The organism is bacterium (genome assembly GCA_024742285.1).
Lineage (GTDB): Bacteria > Myxococcota_A > UBA9160 > UBA9160 > UBA4427 > UBA4427.
The window spans coordinates 290728-307024 of sequence record JANSYR010000004.1; the positions used below are offsets into that span (position 1 = coordinate 290728).

General features: G+C 68.3%; 15 protein-coding genes. 12 read left to right on the forward strand and 3 right to left on the reverse strand.

The features are described from left to right. Positions 1-257: 257 nt before the first annotated feature. Together NXI30_10165 and NXI30_10170 are read left to right on the forward strand one after the other, a co-directional pair. The gene (locus NXI30_10165; GenBank protein MCR9094569.1) at positions 258-761 is read left to right on the forward strand and encodes a GNAT family N-acetyltransferase; all 504 of its coding nucleotides are present in this window, start codon (positions 258-260) and stop codon (positions 759-761) included. A 91-nt stretch (positions 762-852) separates the two neighbouring features. Continuing rightward, a complete protein-coding gene (locus NXI30_10170) occupies positions 853-2190 on the forward strand; it encodes an aminotransferase class I/II-fold pyridoxal phosphate-dependent enzyme (GenBank protein ID MCR9094570.1) in 1338 nt (445 codons plus the stop codon). On the opposite strand, the gene NXI30_10175 is transcribed toward NXI30_10170, so the two are convergent. Continuing rightward, the gene (locus tag NXI30_10175; GenBank protein MCR9094571.1) at positions 2172-3824 is read right to left on the reverse strand and encodes a M20/M25/M40 family metallo-hydrolase; all 1653 of its coding nucleotides are present in this window, start codon (positions 3822-3824) and stop codon (positions 2172-2174) included. The two genes, NXI30_10170 and NXI30_10175, sit on opposite strands and share 19 nt — an antisense overlap. A gap of 216 nt (positions 3825-4040) precedes the next feature. Between NXI30_10175 and NXI30_10180 the strand changes: the two genes are divergently transcribed. The 8 genes from NXI30_10180 to NXI30_10215 all read left to right on the forward strand — a co-directional run bounded on the left by NXI30_10180 (position 4041) and on the right by NXI30_10215 (position 13397). After that, positions 4041-5585, forward strand: coding sequence for a M23 family metallopeptidase (locus NXI30_10180; GenBank protein MCR9094572.1), 1545 nt, complete (start codon positions 4041-4043; stop codon positions 5583-5585). 42 nt (positions 5586-5627) lie between these two features. Beyond that, positions 5628-6047, forward strand: coding sequence for a hypothetical protein (locus NXI30_10185; GenBank protein ID MCR9094573.1), 420 nt, complete (start codon positions 5628-5630; stop codon positions 6045-6047). A gap of 71 nt (positions 6048-6118) precedes the next feature. Then, the gene (locus NXI30_10190) at positions 6119-6706 is read left to right on the forward strand and encodes an inosine/xanthosine triphosphatase (GenBank protein MCR9094574.1); all 588 of its coding nucleotides are present in this window, start codon (positions 6119-6121) and stop codon (positions 6704-6706) included. A 98-nt stretch (positions 6707-6804) separates the two neighbouring features. After that, complete coding sequence (locus NXI30_10195) at positions 6805-8163, forward strand: glutamate--cysteine ligase (GenBank protein ID MCR9094575.1); 1359 nt, start codon at positions 6805-6807, stop codon at positions 8161-8163. A gap of 105 nt (positions 8164-8268) precedes the next feature. Beyond that, the gene (locus NXI30_10200) at positions 8269-9426 is read left to right on the forward strand and encodes a response regulator (GenBank protein MCR9094576.1); all 1158 of its coding nucleotides are present in this window, start codon (positions 8269-8271) and stop codon (positions 9424-9426) included. 46 nt (positions 9427-9472) lie between these two features. After that, positions 9473-11152, forward strand: a complete 1680-nt coding sequence (locus tag NXI30_10205; protein ID MCR9094577.1) for a hypothetical protein — start codon at positions 9473-9475, stop codon at positions 11150-11152. A 199-nt stretch (positions 11153-11351) separates the two neighbouring features. Next, positions 11352-12287: a thioredoxin-disulfide reductase gene (gene trxB, locus NXI30_10210; GenBank protein MCR9094578.1), complete on the forward strand. Its 936-nt coding sequence runs from the start codon at positions 11352-11354 to the stop codon at positions 12285-12287. Between the two features lie 42 nt (positions 12288-12329). After that, positions 12330-13397, forward strand: a complete 1068-nt coding sequence (locus NXI30_10215) for a response regulator (GenBank protein ID MCR9094579.1) — start codon at positions 12330-12332, stop codon at positions 13395-13397. Between the two features lie 45 nt (positions 13398-13442). Here the strand turns inward: NXI30_10215 and NXI30_10220 are convergent, their stop codons facing one another. Further along, positions 13443-14060, reverse strand: a complete 618-nt coding sequence (locus NXI30_10220) for a hypothetical protein (GenBank protein MCR9094580.1) — start codon at positions 14058-14060, stop codon at positions 13443-13445. Positions 14061-14065: 5 nt separating this feature from the next. Next, the gene (locus tag NXI30_10225) at positions 14066-14464 is read right to left on the reverse strand and encodes a DUF1761 domain-containing protein (GenBank protein ID MCR9094581.1); all 399 of its coding nucleotides are present in this window, start codon (positions 14462-14464) and stop codon (positions 14066-14068) included. Positions 14465-14558: 94 nt separating this feature from the next. On the opposite strand from NXI30_10225, the gene NXI30_10230 reads away from it, so the two are divergent. Together NXI30_10230 and NXI30_10235 are read left to right on the forward strand one after the other, a co-directional pair. Continuing rightward, a complete protein-coding gene (locus NXI30_10230; protein MCR9094582.1) occupies positions 14559-15479 on the forward strand; it encodes a metal-dependent hydrolase in 921 nt (306 codons plus the stop codon). 24 nt (positions 15480-15503) lie between these two features. Next, positions 15504-16274 carry an enoyl-CoA hydratase/isomerase family protein gene (locus NXI30_10235; GenBank protein ID MCR9094583.1) on the forward strand — a complete coding sequence of 257 codons (771 nt, stop codon included), beginning with the start codon at positions 15504-15506 and terminating at the stop codon, positions 16272-16274. Positions 16275-16297 lie beyond the last annotated feature (23 nt).

Genomic DNA, 16297 nt, shown 5'->3' on the forward strand with positions numbered 1-16297 from the left:
ACGGAACAGCGGGAACGACGGACGCACGCGCATCCGCCAGCGCGGACGCCTCGTCAGACTACCCCGTTCGGGACCCTGGAGGCCACGCGCGACGGCGTGTTCTCGCTGCGAATCGCGCCTCCCGGAAGCGGGCTTCGCTCGATCGGCAACGGGAGTGCAGGTACCGTGCAACTCGTCCACGCGGGGGCGGGAGCGACACGGTCGATCCGGGCGCCCGGACGGGAGGCGAGTCTGTGTCGGGTGAGCGGAGTGGCCGCGTGCGGGTCGCGCGGATGCAGGAGATCGATCGCGTCGCGGCGCTGTGGACGATGATCACGGAGCACCACGCCGGGCTCGATCCGCTCTTCCGCATGCGCCGGGGGACGGTTGCCGAGGGGGAGCTGCGGGAGCTCCTGCGGGCGATGGCGCGCGATCCCGATGCGGAGATCCTCGTCTACGACGCGAACCCGGACACCGACGCCGCGGGGGGCGCAGGGAGCGACCTCGTGGGCCTCTGCATCGTCCGGGTCGATCGCGCGCCGCCGATCCTCGAGGAGACCGAGCGCGCCGAGATCACCGACGTCGGCGTCCGCCCGACCCATCGTCGCCAGGGCGTGGCCCGGGCGCTCGTCGAGGAGGCCCTCGGCTGGATCCGCGACCGCGGGGTCGAGCGCGTCGAGCTCCAGGTCGCGAGCGGGAACGTCGAGGGTCAGGCCTTTTGGCGGGCGCTGGGCTTCGCGGATCTGATGACCGTGCTTCACAAGCGATTGGAATCCCGGTAACTTTCGCCGCCGGCGCGCCCGCGCCGGTTCCCCCTTCTCCCTCCCTTGTCGCGTGCCCCTGCGCGCACCCCCTGGTACCCCCATGTCCAAACTGAACCCGATCGCGCAGTCCCTGAACGAGCAGCTCGAGAAGGCCGCTCCCGAAGTCCTCGGGATGCTCTCCGAGTACGGTCGCCGTCTCTACTTCCCGAAGGGCATCATCTCCCAGACGGCCGAGGCGAAGCAGAAGGCCACGCGCTTCAACGCCACGATCGGGATCGCGACGGAAGAGGGCTCGCCGATGATCCTGCCCTCGATCTCGTCGCAGATCGGGGACGTCTCGGCGCAGGACGCCGTGACCTACGCGCCGCCGCCCGGACGGCCGGGCCTCCGTGACGCCTGGCGCGAAAAGCTCCTCGCCGAGAACCCGTCGCTCGCCGGAAAGAGCTTCGGTCAGCCGATCGTGACCAGCGCGATCACCCACGGCCTCGCGCTCGCGGGTGAGCTCTTCCTCGACCCGGGCGACGTGATGCTCCTGCCCGACAAGCTCTGGGGCAACTACCGCCTGACCTTCGAGGTCCATCACGGCGCCGAGATCCAGACCTTCCCGTTTTACAAGAGGGCCGCGGGCGCTTCCAAGGAAGCGGGCGGGATGGACACGGATGCCTTCGCGACCCGGCTCGGCGAGCTCGCCGAAGGCCGCGACAAGGTCGTCGTGCTCCTCAACTTCCCGAACAACCCGACCGGCTACATGCCGACCGAGGCGGAAGGCGACGCCCTGGCGGCGGCGCTCGAGGCCCAGGCCGAGAAGGGGACGAAGCTCGTCGTGCTCTGCGACGACGCCTACTTCGGCCTCTTCTACCACCTCGGTGGCCGGTCGATGACCGAGTCGCTCTTCGGGAAGCTCACGGGGCGCCACCCGAACCTGCTCGCGGTCAAGCTCGACGGCGCGACCAAGGAGCTCTTCGTGTGGGGCCTGCGCTGCGGCTTCGTCACCTTCGGCCCCGGTCGCGCGGATAGCGCCGCCGAGGTCTGTGAAGCCCTCGACGCGAAGACGCGCGGGGCCATCCGAGGCGGGATCTCGAACGTTCCGCAGCTCTCGCAGACCCTCGTCGAGCGGACGCTCCAGAATCCGGACCTCCGGAAGGAACGGGACGAGAAGTGCGAGATCCTGCGCGTTCGCGCGGAGCGCGTCTTCGAGGTCGCGAACCGGGACGAGTACGAGGATTCGTGGAGCGTCTATCCCTTCAACAGCGGCTACTTCATGCTGGTGAAGGTGAAGGGCGTGGACGCGGAGAAGCTCCGCGTGCACCTCCTCGACGAGCACCAGGTAGGCCTCATCGCGACGTCCGCCACGGACATCCGGGTCGCCTTCAGCTGCCTCGACGTGGACGATGTCGAGCCGCTCTTCGCGGCGCTCCATCTCGCGATTCAGGAACTTCGTTCCTGAGTCCGGGTCGGCGCTGTGCGTCTCTCGACGCGCCCTTCCCTCGAGCGCGCCTTGCGCTGAAGGCTCGGTAGCGAGTTGGCGGAGGCTTCTTCCGTCTCGATCCGATCGAAGGCCCGTACGATCTCGATCGTGAGGCGAATGCTCTCGACCAGCGCGTCCTTCGAGATGCGTTCGTCGATGCCGTGGACGCGGCGGCTCTCGTCGGCGGTGAGCGAGCGGGGCACGAAGCCGTAGCTCGTGATGCCGAGCTCGCGGAACCAGTGGGCGTCGGTGAAGCCGCCGATCAGTCGGGGGACGACGAGACCAGGCTCGGCCTGCTCGCCGGCGACCGTTTCGATCGCGCGGTAGAGCGGGCTGTCCGGGGACGAGGCGATCGCCGGAAAGCTCAGGAGCTCTTCGACCGCGACCGAGTCGTCGTCGACGACGCGCCGGATGGCGTCCGCGAAGCTCGCGCAGGATTCGCCCGGGAGCAGCCGCGCGTCGAGATGGGCGCGTGCGAGGGCGGGCGCGACGTTCGTCTTGGGGGCGCCCTCGAGGACCGTGATCGAGACCGTGTTGCGGACGAGCGCGTTCTGCGCGGGATTGCCGAGGAAGCGGCGCCGGAAACCTTCGTCGTTCTCGAGGGTCGTTCCGAGGAAGAGATATCCGGGGCGATCCCACTCCGCGGCGACCGGCGCGAGCGCCGTGAACATCTGCGCTACCTCGGGAATCACGCGGATCGGGGTCTCGACGCGCCGGATCCGGTCGAGGGCCGCTACGAGGCGCGGCACCGCCGCATCGGCCGTCGGCGAAGAGCTGTGCCCCGCGCGCCCGCTCGCAGCGAGCTCGAGCCAGCACGGTGCCTTCTCGACGATCGCCACGCCCCAGATCGGCGGGCGCTCGCTCTCGCGTCCGGCCGCGATCTGGACGCCCCCGCCTTCGGTCAGCAGATAGCCGACGCCCTCGAGCAGCTCCGGATGGTTCGCGACGAGCCAGCCCGCCCCGTCCCGCCCGCCGGTCTCCTCTTCGGGTGTGGCGAGGAAGACGAGGTCGCGGTCCAGGACGATGTCACTGTCGGCGATCGCGGCCATCGCCATCAGGTGGCTCACGCCGACGCCCTTCGCGTCGAGCGCGCCGCGTCCCCAGACGAAGCCGTCCCAGACCTCACCGGCAAAGGGATCGACACTCCATTCGGCGGGGTCCGCCGGGACGGTGTCGAGATGGGAGAGCAGGGCCAGGGCCGGTCGGTCGCCCCGACCGCGGAGCCGCCCCCAGACTGCGGCGCGGCGTGGGCCGCCGTCGGGGCCCGGCGTCTCGATCACGCGGGTCTCGATCCCGACCCGCCGGAGCTCCGACGCATAACGGCGCGCGAGGGCCCGCTCGTTGCCGGGTGGATTCGTCGTCCGGATCCGGATGGCGTCGGCGAGGACCTCGGGCGCGCGGTGGGACACCGGTCCGCGCTCGAAGATCCGGTCGAAGGGCCAGAGCGCCTGCGCTTCGTTCGCGAGTCCGCCGAGGGCCCCGAAGAGGAGCACGATCAGGACGAGACCGACGGCAAAGCAGGGGCCACCGGCGGATCCGAGCCGCGCGCGCCGGAGCGGGAGCAGCTCGAGGCGTGCCGGGCTCGCGGTGCTGTGTTCGAAATCGGCGGCCATGCCACTCCAGGAGGGGGGACCAGTCGCCGGGAGGCAGCGGGAGGATAGACCTCGCGGATCATCGGGCCAGACCCGGTGTGTCGCCGGTCGCCCCAACGGACACGAAGTGGGTCCATAAAGCAACACTTGATGGGTCGGAATGGGCGAAAGCGCTGCATCGGCGGACCCATCGGGCTAAACATTGCCGCGGAGTGAGATCCCCCAGGAGCATCTGAAATGCAACGCGATCCTTCCGACGGGGAAGGGCTGCGGACCGACTCGGTCTCGAGCCCTCCCGCCGAGCGCAGGACGATGGACGACCACGATCGTCCCCTGTTTTCCCGAAGCGGGATCGGGGGCCTGCTCGTCGTGTTGGCCGTGGTGCTCGGCTTCGGCATCGGAAGCGAGATCGGCTCCGCGGAAGACGGACAGCGCGTGGGCGCGAACGCCAGGGCGGCCGCCGTGGTCGCGGCCGAATACTCGAGCGCCGCAACGACCCTGGCCGCGCACACGCCCCAGACGCCGGCCGCGGCGACCCGCGTCTCCCTTTCACCCGGCGCGCGCCCGACGACCGAGAGCCTCGCGGCCGATCCGCCCGCCGGGATCGCGATCGACGATCTACCGATCCACCGCTCGCCGATCATCGAGGATCCGGTCGAGCACTTCACGATCGTGACCCGCGGCGAGATCGCGAGTGGCGAGAGCCTCGGTGCCTCGCTTCGACGTCAGGGCATCGCCCCTTCGACGGTGCACCTGATCGCGAAGGAGATGCGCAAGGTCTTCGACTTCCGCCGTTCGCGTCCCGGCGACACCTACCGCCTCGGTCAGGACGCCGATGGTCGCGTGCTCGACTTCCGCTACGCGCAGAGCCCGGAAGAGAGCTTCTATCTCGCGTGGGAAGGCTCGCGCTACGTCGTGCGCAAGGAGACCGCCGAGCTCCGCCCGCTCGTCGCCAAGATCGCGGGGATCGTCGACTCCTCCTTCTATGGCGCCGTCCTCGCCCTCGGTGAACAGAGCGCCCTCGCCAGCGAATTCTCGCGGATCATGGCCTGGGACATCGACTTCAGCCGGCAGGTCCATCCCGGCGACGAGTTCCAGATCCTCTACGAACGCCTCTACCGGACGAACGACGACGGCGAAGACGTCTACGTCCGCCCGGGTCGCATCCTCGCCGGTCGCTACGCCGGCAAGCACGGGGACCACACCGTCGTCTACTTCGAGGACGAGAAGGGCGAGGGCGCCTACTTCCGTCCCGACGGTACGAGCGTCCAGCGCGCGTTCCTCGCGGCGCCCCTCGAGTTCAGTCGGATCAGCTCGCGCTTCACCCGCGCGCGTCGCCACCCGATCCTGAACGTCACCCGTCCCCATCGCGGGATCGATTACGCCGCTCCGCACGGCACGCCGATCTGGTCCGTCGCCGACGGCGTCGTCGAGTACCGCGCGCGCGCCGGTGCCTCCGGCAATCTCGTCCGCATCCGCCATCGCGACGGCCTGACGTCCCACTACGCCCATCTCGCCTCCTTCGCGAAGGGGCTCCAGGTCGGGGATCGGGTCAAGCAGAAGCAGGTGATCGGGTACGTCGGCACGACCGGACTCTCGACCGGTCCCCACGTCTGCTTCCGCGTGAAGCGCCATGGCGTCTACGTCGATCCGATGAAGATCGGCGGTCCGGCGGGCGAGCCCGTCGATGCGTCCCGTTTCGCGGTCTTCAGGTCGGTGCGGGACCAGCTGCTCGCGGATCTCGGCAACGGCCCCGTCGCTCTCGCCGACGAAGCGCTCTAGCGCGCACGCGCCCACCGCGCCCGCTGCGGAGGAAGCTCGCCCATGAGTCTCGAGGAACGATTGAAGGCGATTGCCGAAGGCGTCGTCGAACGCGAGCGACGTCACGCCGACGACATGGCCCACGCGGCGGCGAAGCTCGGCGAGCTGCGCACGACGGTCGCGTCGGCGATCGATGCCTTCAACGCGGCGGTGGCGAAGGACGTGCCGCAACTCTCGATCGACGTTTCCCCGGTTCGACTCGACGAGAAGCATCTCCACGCCCACGAGTTCGAGCTCGCGCGCGGCCGCCACCGCGCGCTCGTGATCGCCAAGAGCAAGTCCGAGTTCACGCTGGTCGGCCCCTTCCGAACCGGCAAGAGCGAGGGCCCCTGCCGGACCTTCCCGTTCGCCGCCGAGTCCGATCTCGAGGACGCCCTGGAGGATTTCCTCGAGCGCTTCCTCGAAGAGGCGACCACGCCCTGACGTCCGGGTTCGAGACGACCTTCCGCCCGAGTGCCTCGCTGCGTGCGGTGCTCGAGGGGGCGGCGATCCGGGTGGGCACGGAGAACCGGGCCAAGCTCGGCGCGGTGCGCGACGCGTTCGAAGGCTTTGCCGCCGAGGAGGCTCGCCTCGAGCTGGTGCCGGTCGGCGTCGAGAGCGACGTCCCGGAGCAGCCCATCGGCTGGGACGAGATCGTCTCCGGCGCGCGCAATCGGGCGCGGGCGGCGTTCGCTTCCGGCCCCTGCGGCCTCGCCGTAGGGATCGAGGACGGCCTCGCGCGTCTCGACGAGGGACCGTCCCATTCCAGCGACCCGAGCGAGGGCTTCTTCAACGTGGGCTGCGCCTGGATCACCGACGGGACCCGCGACGGCCACGGCTTCTCCTCGGGCTTCGCCTACCCCGCAGGCGCGCTCCTGCCGGCGGTTCGGGACCAGGCACCGATCGGGGACCTCTTCGATGACCACTGGTCGCAGCACCGGCCTCCGGAGGCCGACGTGGGCATCTCGTCGGGGGGGCCCTCCGGCCGCAGCGGCGGCAACATCGGCCGCCTCACGGGCGGACGTCTCGATCGTTCGGCCTACGGAGCCCAGGCGGTCGCCTGCGCGCTGATTCGCTTTCTGCACACAGATCTCTACGATTAGGCCCGCGCGCCTCTATGATTCGACGCGCCTCTCTCTGATGAGGTGCGCCGCCGCCCGTTCCGCCCCGCCTCCGAGCGGGCGACGAGGAGCCCCCCGACATGAACCCGCAGGACCAACCCGCCCTGGGTGTGGGTGACCTCCTGGCCTACTTCGACGCGGCCGAGACGCCGCGCGAAGATTGGGCCGTCGGCACGGAGCACGAGAAGGTCGGCGTCTACGCGGACACCGGCGACCGTGTGCCCTACGAGGGGCCCTACGGGATCGGTGCACTTCTCGACAAGATCCACGCCGCCGTGGGTTGGGAGCGCGTCGAAGAGCGCGGTCGTGTGATCGCCCTCCAGAAGGACGGCGCGAGCATCACCCTCGAGCCCGGCGGGCAGATCGAGCTCTCCGGGGCCCCGCTCGTCACGACGAAGCAGACCTGCGCCGAGTTCAATACCCACGTCGATCTCGTGAAGGAGCTCTCCGACGACTTCGGGATCGCCTGGCTCGGTCTCGGCATCGATCCCTTCCACGAGGTCGACGACATCCCCCACATGCCGAAGGCCCGCTACGACATCATGCGCAGCTACCTGCCGACCCGCGGCGGGCTGGCCCTCGACATGATGCACGCGACGGCGACGGTCCAGGCGAATTTCGACTACGCGAACGAAGCGGACATGATCGCGAAGATGCGCGCCGCGCTGCTCGCGACGCCGGTGATCTCGGCGCTCTTCGCGAACTCGTCGATCTCGGGGGGGCGCGAGAACGGCTACGCCTCGAAGCGGCTCGCGATCTGGCGCGACACCGACCCGGATCGCTGCGGCCTGATTCCCTGGGTCTTCGATCCGGACTTCGGCTACGAGCGTTACATGCAGTGGGCGCTCGACGTGCCGATGTTCTTCCTGATCCGGGACCACGCGTACCACGCCGCGAACGGGCTCTCCTTCCGGCAGTTCATGGAGCGCGGCTTCGAGGTGGAGGGTGAGATCCATCGGCCGACCGTGCGCGATTGGGACACGCACCTGACGACGCTCTTTCCGGACGTGCGACTCAAGCGGATCATCGAGGTGCGCGGCGCGGACACCGTCCCGCGTGCCCACATCTGCGCGTTGCCCGCGATCTGGAAGGGACTGCTCTACGATGCGGACGCGCTCGACGGCGTGCTCTCGCTGCTCTCGGACGTGTCGATGGAAGCGCTCGACGCGGGCCAGCTCGACGTGGCGAAGCGTGGACTCCGGGCGGAGATGGCTGGGCGCAAGGTGATCGATTTCGCGCGCGAGCTCGTGAAGCTCGCCGACGGTGGCCTCGGGCGGATCCACGCGGAAGGTTTCAGCGATGCCGACGAACGGGGCTTCCTCGATCCTCTGCACGAGCAGATCGAGAAGGGGAAGAGCCCGGGCGAGGAGATCGCGGAGCGTTGGAAGGAAGAGTGGAACGGCGATCGGCAGAAGCTGATCGCGGCCACCCGATACTAGGCTTTCGCCTGCGAGCGCTCGGCGAAGGGGCCCCCGATCGTGGCGGGTCGCCGGATTCGGGGCCCTGACTGACCCGTGAGCCGAAGCGCTACTTTTGATGGAACGATGAGCAAGACGGAACGACCGCGCATTCTGATCGTCGATGACGAGGAGGCGATCCTCGAGACGATGACGTTTACCTTCATGGATCTCTACGAGGTCCTGACGACGTCCGATCCGACGCAGGCGCTCGGGATCATGGAAGACAATTCGCCGATCGCCGTGGTGATCACGGATCAGCGCATGCCCGGTATGACCGGCGTCGAGCTTCTCCGCGAGGTCTACGAGCGCTATCCCGAGACGATCCGGATCATCCTCACCGGCTTCGCCGACTCCGAGGCGACGATCAAGGCGATCAACGACGGCCACATCTACGGCTACGTGAACAAGCCCTGGGAGCCGGACGAGCTGAAGGCGCTGGTGCGTCGGGCCGCGGAGCTCCACGCGCTCACCCTCGAGAATCGGCGGCTGGTCGAGGACCTCCGCGACGCGAATCTCTTCCTTGCGGCGGTCATGGATCGACTGCGAACCGGGGCGATCGCGATCGATGCCGAGGGCGTGGTTCGCGCCGTGAACCAGCCCGCCAAGGCCTTCATCGGGATCGAGAGCGACATCGTCGGCAAGACGATCGGCGACGTGATGGAGCGCGAGGATCTCGAGGAGCTCTCGGAGCGCGTGAAGACCCTCGCCGACGAGGCGGGCGGGACCTTCGAGGAGCTCGAGCTTCCGGTCGGACCGGGACATCGCATCCGCGTCTCGGTCAACTCCCTCACGAACGACGACGGCAGCCCGCTCGGACGCGTGATCCTCTTCAAGGAGATCTCCCACGAGCCGCTGACGCGGGATCTCGAGGAGATCGTCGGGCGTGTCTCCGAGACGAAGGCCGCGGGCGCCGGTCCCCTTCGCGAGGCCCTCGAGAAGGCGCTCTCGGAGCTCGCGGATCTCTGCGAGCGAGTCATGGGCGCGGGCGTCGAGAGCGCGAACATGTCCGAGCTCCGAGAACGTGTTTCGCGAACCCAGACCGCGATCGGCAACTGGCTCGACGTCGACGACACCCTGGCGGGTGACGCCTATCCGGATGCCCAGATGCTGCGGGATCGGCTGAACGTGGCCGCCCAGCGCTGGCCGCGAAGCGAGGCGATGCCCGAGGGCGTGGTCGCGCTCTCGAAGGCAGTCGAGTCGTACTACGAGAGCGGGGAGAATCCTCGCCAGCGGATCCTCTAGTCCCGTGGCCTCCGCAGCGGAAACCGCGCGAGGGGTTCGGGACGAGGTGCCGTCCGTCCGCGGTGGCGGGACCGACGCGCTGCCGCGGCTCGAGCTCCGCGTCGAGCGTCTCCAGCTGACCTTCCGCTTCACCCTCGCGTTCCATGCCCGGGAGGTGCGCTTCGAGGTGGCACACGGGGACGGCCCCTTCGAGCGCATCTTCCCCGAGACCTTTTCGTTCCACGCGAGCCGTCACGATCCGACCGAGCTCTTCCTCCAGCTCGACGATCTCCTGACCAAGTCCCGGCTGCTCGGGGGGCGCGCGAGTCCGCGGGATCAGCGCAATCTGATGACCCGGATGCTCGCGGCGGCCCCGCGCTATCTCGACGGGCTGGTCGAGCATCTCGAGGGGGGCGATCGACTACGCGCGGACGCGCGCATGCGCTTCCACCAGGACGTCGCACTTCTGTCTCAGGTCCTTCTCCGCTTCATCGAGACCCATGAGATCGACGGCGGTCGTCAGATCCGAGTCGCCGGGTTCAGCCTGCGTCGGCGCATCTTCCAGTCGCTTCGCGTGCTGGTCGAGGATCGCGTCGAGCCCGACTACCTGTCCGCCTATCTGGCCGGCGAGGTCCAGCTCGTCGATCCCGGGGACGACCCGACCGAGAGCGGTTTCTTCCAGGTGCTCGAAGGCGGGGAGACCGAGGCCCAGAACCGGATGATCCTCCGGATGGCGGAGCGCGCCTTCTATCTCTGGCTCGAGGGCGTCTGCCTCGACGAGGAGAACCAGGCGTTCGAGAAGGAGGACTCGCCCTTCGGAACCCGCGAGGAGGAGGTCCTCGCCGCGATCCTCGGGACCGGCGCCGAACGGATCGAGCGAAGCGGCGATCTCAGCCCCTTCCTCCGTCGACCCGGAAGCAACTGCCGCCGGCTGCTGGGCAAGCTCGAGCACTGGTTCCTGCGCGTGTACGACATCCGCCATTCCTCGGCGATCATCAATCACGGGGCCGGGCTCGAGGGCGGGGCGGAGCCGAACGGCGCCGACCGCAGCCTGACCTGGCATACGCCGAAGATCCACCTGTCGGTGCTCCTCGGCCTGCTGCTCCCCTACGTCGGGGCGGCCTTCGCCTACGACCAGGCGCCCCGGGCCTTCGACCTGGTCTGTGCGGCGGAGGTCGTCTTCGTCTACGCCGCCGCGATCTGGTTCCTCCTCTACCGCTTCTGCTGGAAGCGGGACCTGTCCTTCTTCCACGCCTCGGTTCCCCGGATCGGCGCGGGGATCATCGTCGGCTACCTGCCGGTGTTCTTGATCGACGAGGTCTGGGATCTCGCGAGCCGCGCCCAGGTGGCGCTCGATTCGGTGGTGCTCCTGCTGGCGCTGGTGACGCTGCTCTACATCTACGTCGAGGTGGCTCGGCGGATCCCGGATACGGCGGTCGCCTTCTCCCGCGCCCGATCGATCTTCCTGCTCGGCGTCGTGGAGGCGTTCGGGGTCGGCGTGGTCATGACCAGCCTGATCGGGCCCTTCATGGCGACCCGGAACTGGTCGCCGGACACGGGCGAGGTCGGGATCGCGGTGCTTCGGGAGTCGATGGATCCGATGATCGGCCAGCTGCCCCACATCGTGGGCTTCGAAGGGATGTACGTCTTCCCCTCGGCGCTCCTGCTGATGACCTTCCTTTCGTTCTTCATCGGGATCTTCCTCCAGCTGATGTGGGAAGAGCTCCCGATCACGGAACCGCTCTGATCGGTGGGCGCTTCGCGCCCGCCGATCAGAGCGTTCAGGACTCTTTACCTCGGGCGCAGCGCGCCCTTGGGCTGAAGGCTCTGCTTGCCGACCAGGGGTCTCGGGCTGACGGACCCTCGGATCCGTGGCTTGGGTAGCGACGCCGTCGGGCTGGTCGTAGACTTTCGCGACTGTGCACCCATCTACGAAGGAAGCGTCTATGGAGAGCGAGCACCGACGCGTGCTCATCATCGGGAGCGGGCCGGCCGGCTACACCGCCGCCATCTACATGGCGCGGGCCGGCCTCGGGCCGCTGATGCTGGCTGGGCTCAACTTCGGCGGTCAGCTGATGATCACGACCGATGTCGAGAACTACCCGGGCTATCCCGACGGCGTGACCGGACCGATCATGATGGAGGAGTTCCAGAAGCAGGCGGAGCGGTTCGGGACGACGATCCTCTATACGGACGCGACGAGCGTCGATTTTTCCGAGCGCCCCTTCAAGGTCTCGACGGACAGCACGAACTACACCGCCGACGCGGTCGTGATCGCGACCGGCGCCTCGGCGCGTTGGCTCGGTCTCGATTCCGAGCAGGAATTCGTCAACAAGGGCGTCTCGGCCTGCGCGACCTGCGACGGGGCGCTCTTCCGGGACAAGCCGATGGCGGTCGTCGGCGGCGGCGACACGGCGATGGAGGAAGCGCTCTTCCTGACCCGCTTCGCCACCAAGGTCACGCTCGTGCATCGCCGTGGCGAGCTCCGCGCCTCGAAGATCATGCAGGAGCGCGCGCTCGAGAACGAGAAGATCGAGTTCGCCTGGCACTCCGAGGTCGACGAGGTTCTCGGTGGTGATTTCGTGACCGGCGTACGCCTCAAGGACGTACGCGACGCCTCGACCCGCGAGATCGATCTCGAAGCACTCTTCATCGCGATCGGCCACCAGCCGAACACTTCCCTGTTCAAGGGACAGCTCGAAATGGACGATGCGGAGTACCTGAAGGTGAAGCCGGGCTCGACGTACACGTCGGTCGAAGGGGTGTTCGCGTGCGGCGACGTGGCGGACCCGATCTATCGGCAGGCCGTGACGGCGGCTGGGACCGGTTGCATGGCGGCGATCGACGCGGAGCGCTGGCTCGCCGAACAGGGGATCGGCTGATTCCGGATCGACCGATCACCCCGCACCAGGAGTAGACGTCGCATGACGCTCTCGCGAGAACATTTCGAGGAGCTGACGAAGCGCTCCCCGGACATCATCGTGGGAACCGACCGCAAGGGCCGGGTCGTCTACTACAACGACGGGGCGCATGACTCCCTCGGCTACGAGAGCGACGAAGTGCTGGGCGAGTTCGTCGGGCTCTTCTACCCGAGCGTCGAGGAGGCCAAGCGCGTCGCCGAGGCGATGCGCGGTCCCGAGCACGGTGGTACCGGCGTCTGCAACACCCTCGAGACCCAGTTCGTCGCCCGAAGCGGCGATCTGATCCCGGTCGCGATCTCCGGCACGGTCCTCTACGACGAGAAGGGCGAAGAAGACGGTACGATCGGCTTCGCAAAGGATCTCCGCGAGATCCTTCACAAGGATCAGCTCGCGACCCTCGGCGAGGTCGCGATCGGCCTCTCTCACGAGATCAACAACCCGCTCTCGGTGATCGTGAACCAGGCGACGCTGCTCGAGAACGACATCGCGGGCCTCGCCGGCGAATCCGATTCCTCCGTCGAGAACGAAAGGCTCGATGCGATCCGCCGCGAAGTCGGGCGGATCACGGAGGTCGTCGAGCGTCTCGCCGACATGGTGAAGAGCGACAGCTACGAGACGACCAACTACGTGGGTCCGGCACGGATGGTCGATCTTCGGAGCGACGACCGGAAACGCCACGAGCCCGACGCTCGCCTCGCGGGACTCCGGATCCTGGTCGCGGACGACGACGCGGGTATCTGTCGCACGCTCAAGGATCTACTCGAGGTCGACGGCTGCGAGGTCGAGATCGCGGACAACGGCGCCCTGGCCCTCGAGATCCTCGAGCGCGAACGCTTCGACCTGCTGCTCTCGGACGTCGTGATGCCGAAGATGGATGGCCACGAGCTCTATCTGCGCGTACGGTCGGCCTACCCCGAGATGCCCGTGCTGATGATGACCGCGTTCCACTACGACAAGGACCACATCATCAAGCGAAGCCGGATGGAAGGTCTCGAAGGCGTGATCTTCAAGAAACCGGTCGATCCGGAGCGTCTCCGCCAGGTGATCGCGGAGTCCGTCGGTCGCAGTTGATCGGAGCGACCTGACGCGGTTCGCCGCCGGTCGTCTCGGCGTGATCTAGCGCGAACCATCGCCGGTCGTCTCGGCACGCGCTTCCGCGGCGATCGCCTCGACGAAGCTCGCCAGCGCAAGTACGCAGGTGTCCCCGTCCGCGTCGCCCGTTCGATCGCCGTAGAGACGGCCCTCTCCCGAGCCGTTCGCGTCGGTGTAGACGAGATCGCCGCTCAACGCGTCCGCGAAGAGCTTGAGTTCGGTTACCTCGATCCGCTCCTGCCCGTTGTCGAAGAAGCCGAAGGGGACCTCGATCCCGTCGGTGCGGGATCGTGCCTCGAAGAGCATCACCGACACGGGGATCGGCGAGCGCGGGCTCTCGAGGATCAGGCAGGAGTTCGCGTCCAGCAGGAGGTCGTCCCCGTCCGAGAGGTCGCCGCCGCGCTGCGTGTTGCGGACGATCCAGATCGGGTCGCTCACCTCGAGCGACCGGGACCCGAGGACGAGGGTGCCATGGATGGGCACGCCGATCTCCTGGACGCGGAGCTCGACGTCGTAGGTTCCGCGAACGTCGCCGCCACTCGAGCAGGCCGTGAGCGTCGCGACGAAAGCGAGTGTGAAGGCGAGTGCGGAAGCGAGGAGGAACGAACCGAGGCCGGCGCGCGAGGCGCGGCCTCTCGGCATGCGCGTCATGCGGCGAACCACCCCTGGATCCCGCCGATCAGGATCAGGTAGAGCGCGCGATAACCCACCTGGATCAGGTAGAGCCGCGCGCTCCAGCCCGAGAAGAGCGCATCGGACAGCATCGCCATCGCGACGATCCCGAAGCCGACGATCGCCCCGGCCAGGAGCCCCGGTCCGACCCCCGTGATCCCGAGGCCGCCGAGCAGCCACGCCATCGCGAGGGAGGCGACGAAGCAGGAGAAGACGCTGCCAGCGATCTCGCGACCTGCGGGCCCGGCGTCCCCCTCGTCGAGGCCGATCTCGGCCATCCACGCCGGCCCGAAGAGCGCCGGGGAATACCAGGCCGCTCCGAGACCACCGGCCACGACGGTGGAGAGGGCGATCGCGATCCAGTCGAAGTCCATGGGCGGTCCCTCCGCTTCGGAGTCCGCGTCACTCTAGGCTACCTTCGTTCGTCCCCGCTCCCCCGCTCCCCCGCGCCTGCCCCGAGGCTCCAGCATGACCGACGCCTGCTCCCCGGCTCCCGACGCCGGCCCGAAGTCGCCCCGGGCCTCGACGATCCGGCCGCCGATCGTGGTTCGCCAGCCGCGCCTCGAGCTCGGGAACCGGTCGACGTCCGAACGCCCGCCGATCGATCGGTACTGGTGGGGCGGAGACCCCTTCCAGACCCACTTCCTGAACGCGCTCTCGTCGACCTTTCCCTTCGGCGAAGCGTTCTTCGTTCGTTCGGTCCGCCACTACGCCGACCGCCTCGACGATCCCGACCTCGCGAAGGAGATCCGGGCGTTCGCCGCCCAGGAAGGCCAGCACAGTCGGCTCCACGACGATCACGTGGAGCTGCTCCTCGCCCAGGGCTACACCGCCCTCGAGACCCGCAACCGCTTCTTCGACCGAATCGTCCGCTGGCACAACCGCCGCACGCCTGCCTTCGCGCTCGCGGTGACCGCGAGCCTCGAACACCTGACCGCGCTGCTGGCGCGTCAGGTGCTGGACGAGGAGGCCGACTGGACCCGGACGATGGATCCGCGGATGCGGTCCCTCTGGCGCTGGCACGCCCTCGAGGAGTCGGAACACAAGGCGGTGGCCTTCGATACGTACCGTGCGATGGACCTGCCCTACGGGCTGCTCGTCTTCGCGATGGTCCTCAGTACCTTCGATCTCGCGATCGAGACCTTCCAGCGCATGCTCTACATGTTCTGGAAGGACGGCCGACTCTTCGATGGAGCGGCCTGGCGTCGTGGTGGGCGTTTCCTCTTCGGACGAGGCGGCTTCCTGCGCGGACTGGGAGCCGACTACCGGGCCTGGTTCCGCCGCGACTTCCACCCCGACCAGATCGACGATCGCGCGACGATCGAACGCCTCGGACCGATCGTCGACGCCGAGATCGCCGAGTGGGCGGCGGCGTCCGCCGCCCGCTGAAACAACCCGATACGGGAGACCGCCTTGTTCCAGAATCTCACGACCGAAGTCGAGGGGCCGATCGGTCGGCTGACGCTGACCCGCGGCGAGAAGCTGAATCCCCTGGGTACGGACACCCTCGAAGAGATCGCCCTCGCTGCACGTCATTTCGACGAGGAGACCGAAGCGAAGGTGGTGATCGTGTCCGGGGCCGGTCGTGCCTTCTCGGCCGGCGCGGATCTCGACAGTTTCTCGAAGAAGAGCGACAAGTCGACCCGCGAGGTCGCGGAAATCGGTCGTCGGATGGCGGAGGCAGTCGAGGCGATGCACGCGATCACGATCGCGAAGATCCAGGGGTGGTGCGTCGGGGGCGGACTCGTGCTCGCCGCGGCCTGTGACCTCCGCTTCGCAACGGAAGAGACCCGCTTCTCGATTCCCGAGGTGGATCTCGGGATTCCCCTCGCCTGGGGCGGAATCCCGCGCCTCGTGCGTGAGATCGGGCCGGCGCTGACGAAGGAGCTGGTGTTGACCTGCCGACCCTTCGACGCCGCCGAGGGCAAGGCTTCGGGTTTCCTGAACCGCGTCGTCCCCGCCGCGTCCCTCGACGCCGAGGTCGAGACGGTGGCTGCTTCCCTCGCGAAGAAGGCGCGTCACGCCCTCTTCTCCACGAAGCGCCACGTGAACGCCGTGACCGACCAGATGGTCGGAACGGGCCGGAGCTGGGCGGATGCGGACGGGCTGGTGACCGGCTTCTCGGATCCCGAGTGTGCCGAAGCGCGGCGCGAGTACCTGAGCGAACGTGCGAAGGGACGTTAGGCGACCGGGATCGTCGCCGACGA

What these genes read in the sequence shown, in the direction of transcription:
- NXI30_10225 (MCR9094581.1), bottom strand. Translation starts at nt 14,464, where the DNA reads ATGGACTTCGACTGGATCGCGATCGCCCTCTCCACCGTCGTGGCCGGT.
- NXI30_10200 (MCR9094576.1), top strand. Translation starts at nt 8,269, where the DNA reads ATGAGCAAGACGGAACGACCGCGCATTCTGATCGTCGATGACGAGGAG.
- NXI30_10215 (MCR9094579.1), top strand. Translation starts at nt 12,330, where the DNA reads ATGACGCTCTCGCGAGAACATTTCGAGGAGCTGACGAAGCGCTCCCCG.
- NXI30_10195 (MCR9094575.1), top strand. Translation starts at nt 6,805, where the DNA reads ATGAACCCGCAGGACCAACCCGCCCTGGGTGTGGGTGACCTCCTGGCC.
- NXI30_10220 (MCR9094580.1), bottom strand. Translation starts at nt 14,060, where the DNA reads ATGCCGAGAGGCCGCGCCTCGCGCGCCGGCCTCGGTTCGTTCCTCCTC.
- NXI30_10185 (MCR9094573.1), top strand. Translation starts at nt 5,628, where the DNA reads ATGAGTCTCGAGGAACGATTGAAGGCGATTGCCGAAGGCGTCGTCGAA.
- trxB (MCR9094578.1), top strand. Translation starts at nt 11,352, where the DNA reads ATGGAGAGCGAGCACCGACGCGTGCTCATCATCGGGAGCGGGCCGGCC.
- NXI30_10230 (MCR9094582.1), top strand. Translation starts at nt 14,559, where the DNA reads ATGACCGACGCCTGCTCCCCGGCTCCCGACGCCGGCCCGAAGTCGCCC.
- NXI30_10180 (MCR9094572.1), top strand. Translation starts at nt 4,041, where the DNA reads ATGCAACGCGATCCTTCCGACGGGGAAGGGCTGCGGACCGACTCGGTC.
- NXI30_10175 (MCR9094571.1), bottom strand. Translation starts at nt 3,824, where the DNA reads ATGGCCGCCGATTTCGAACACAGCACCGCGAGCCCGGCACGCCTCGAG.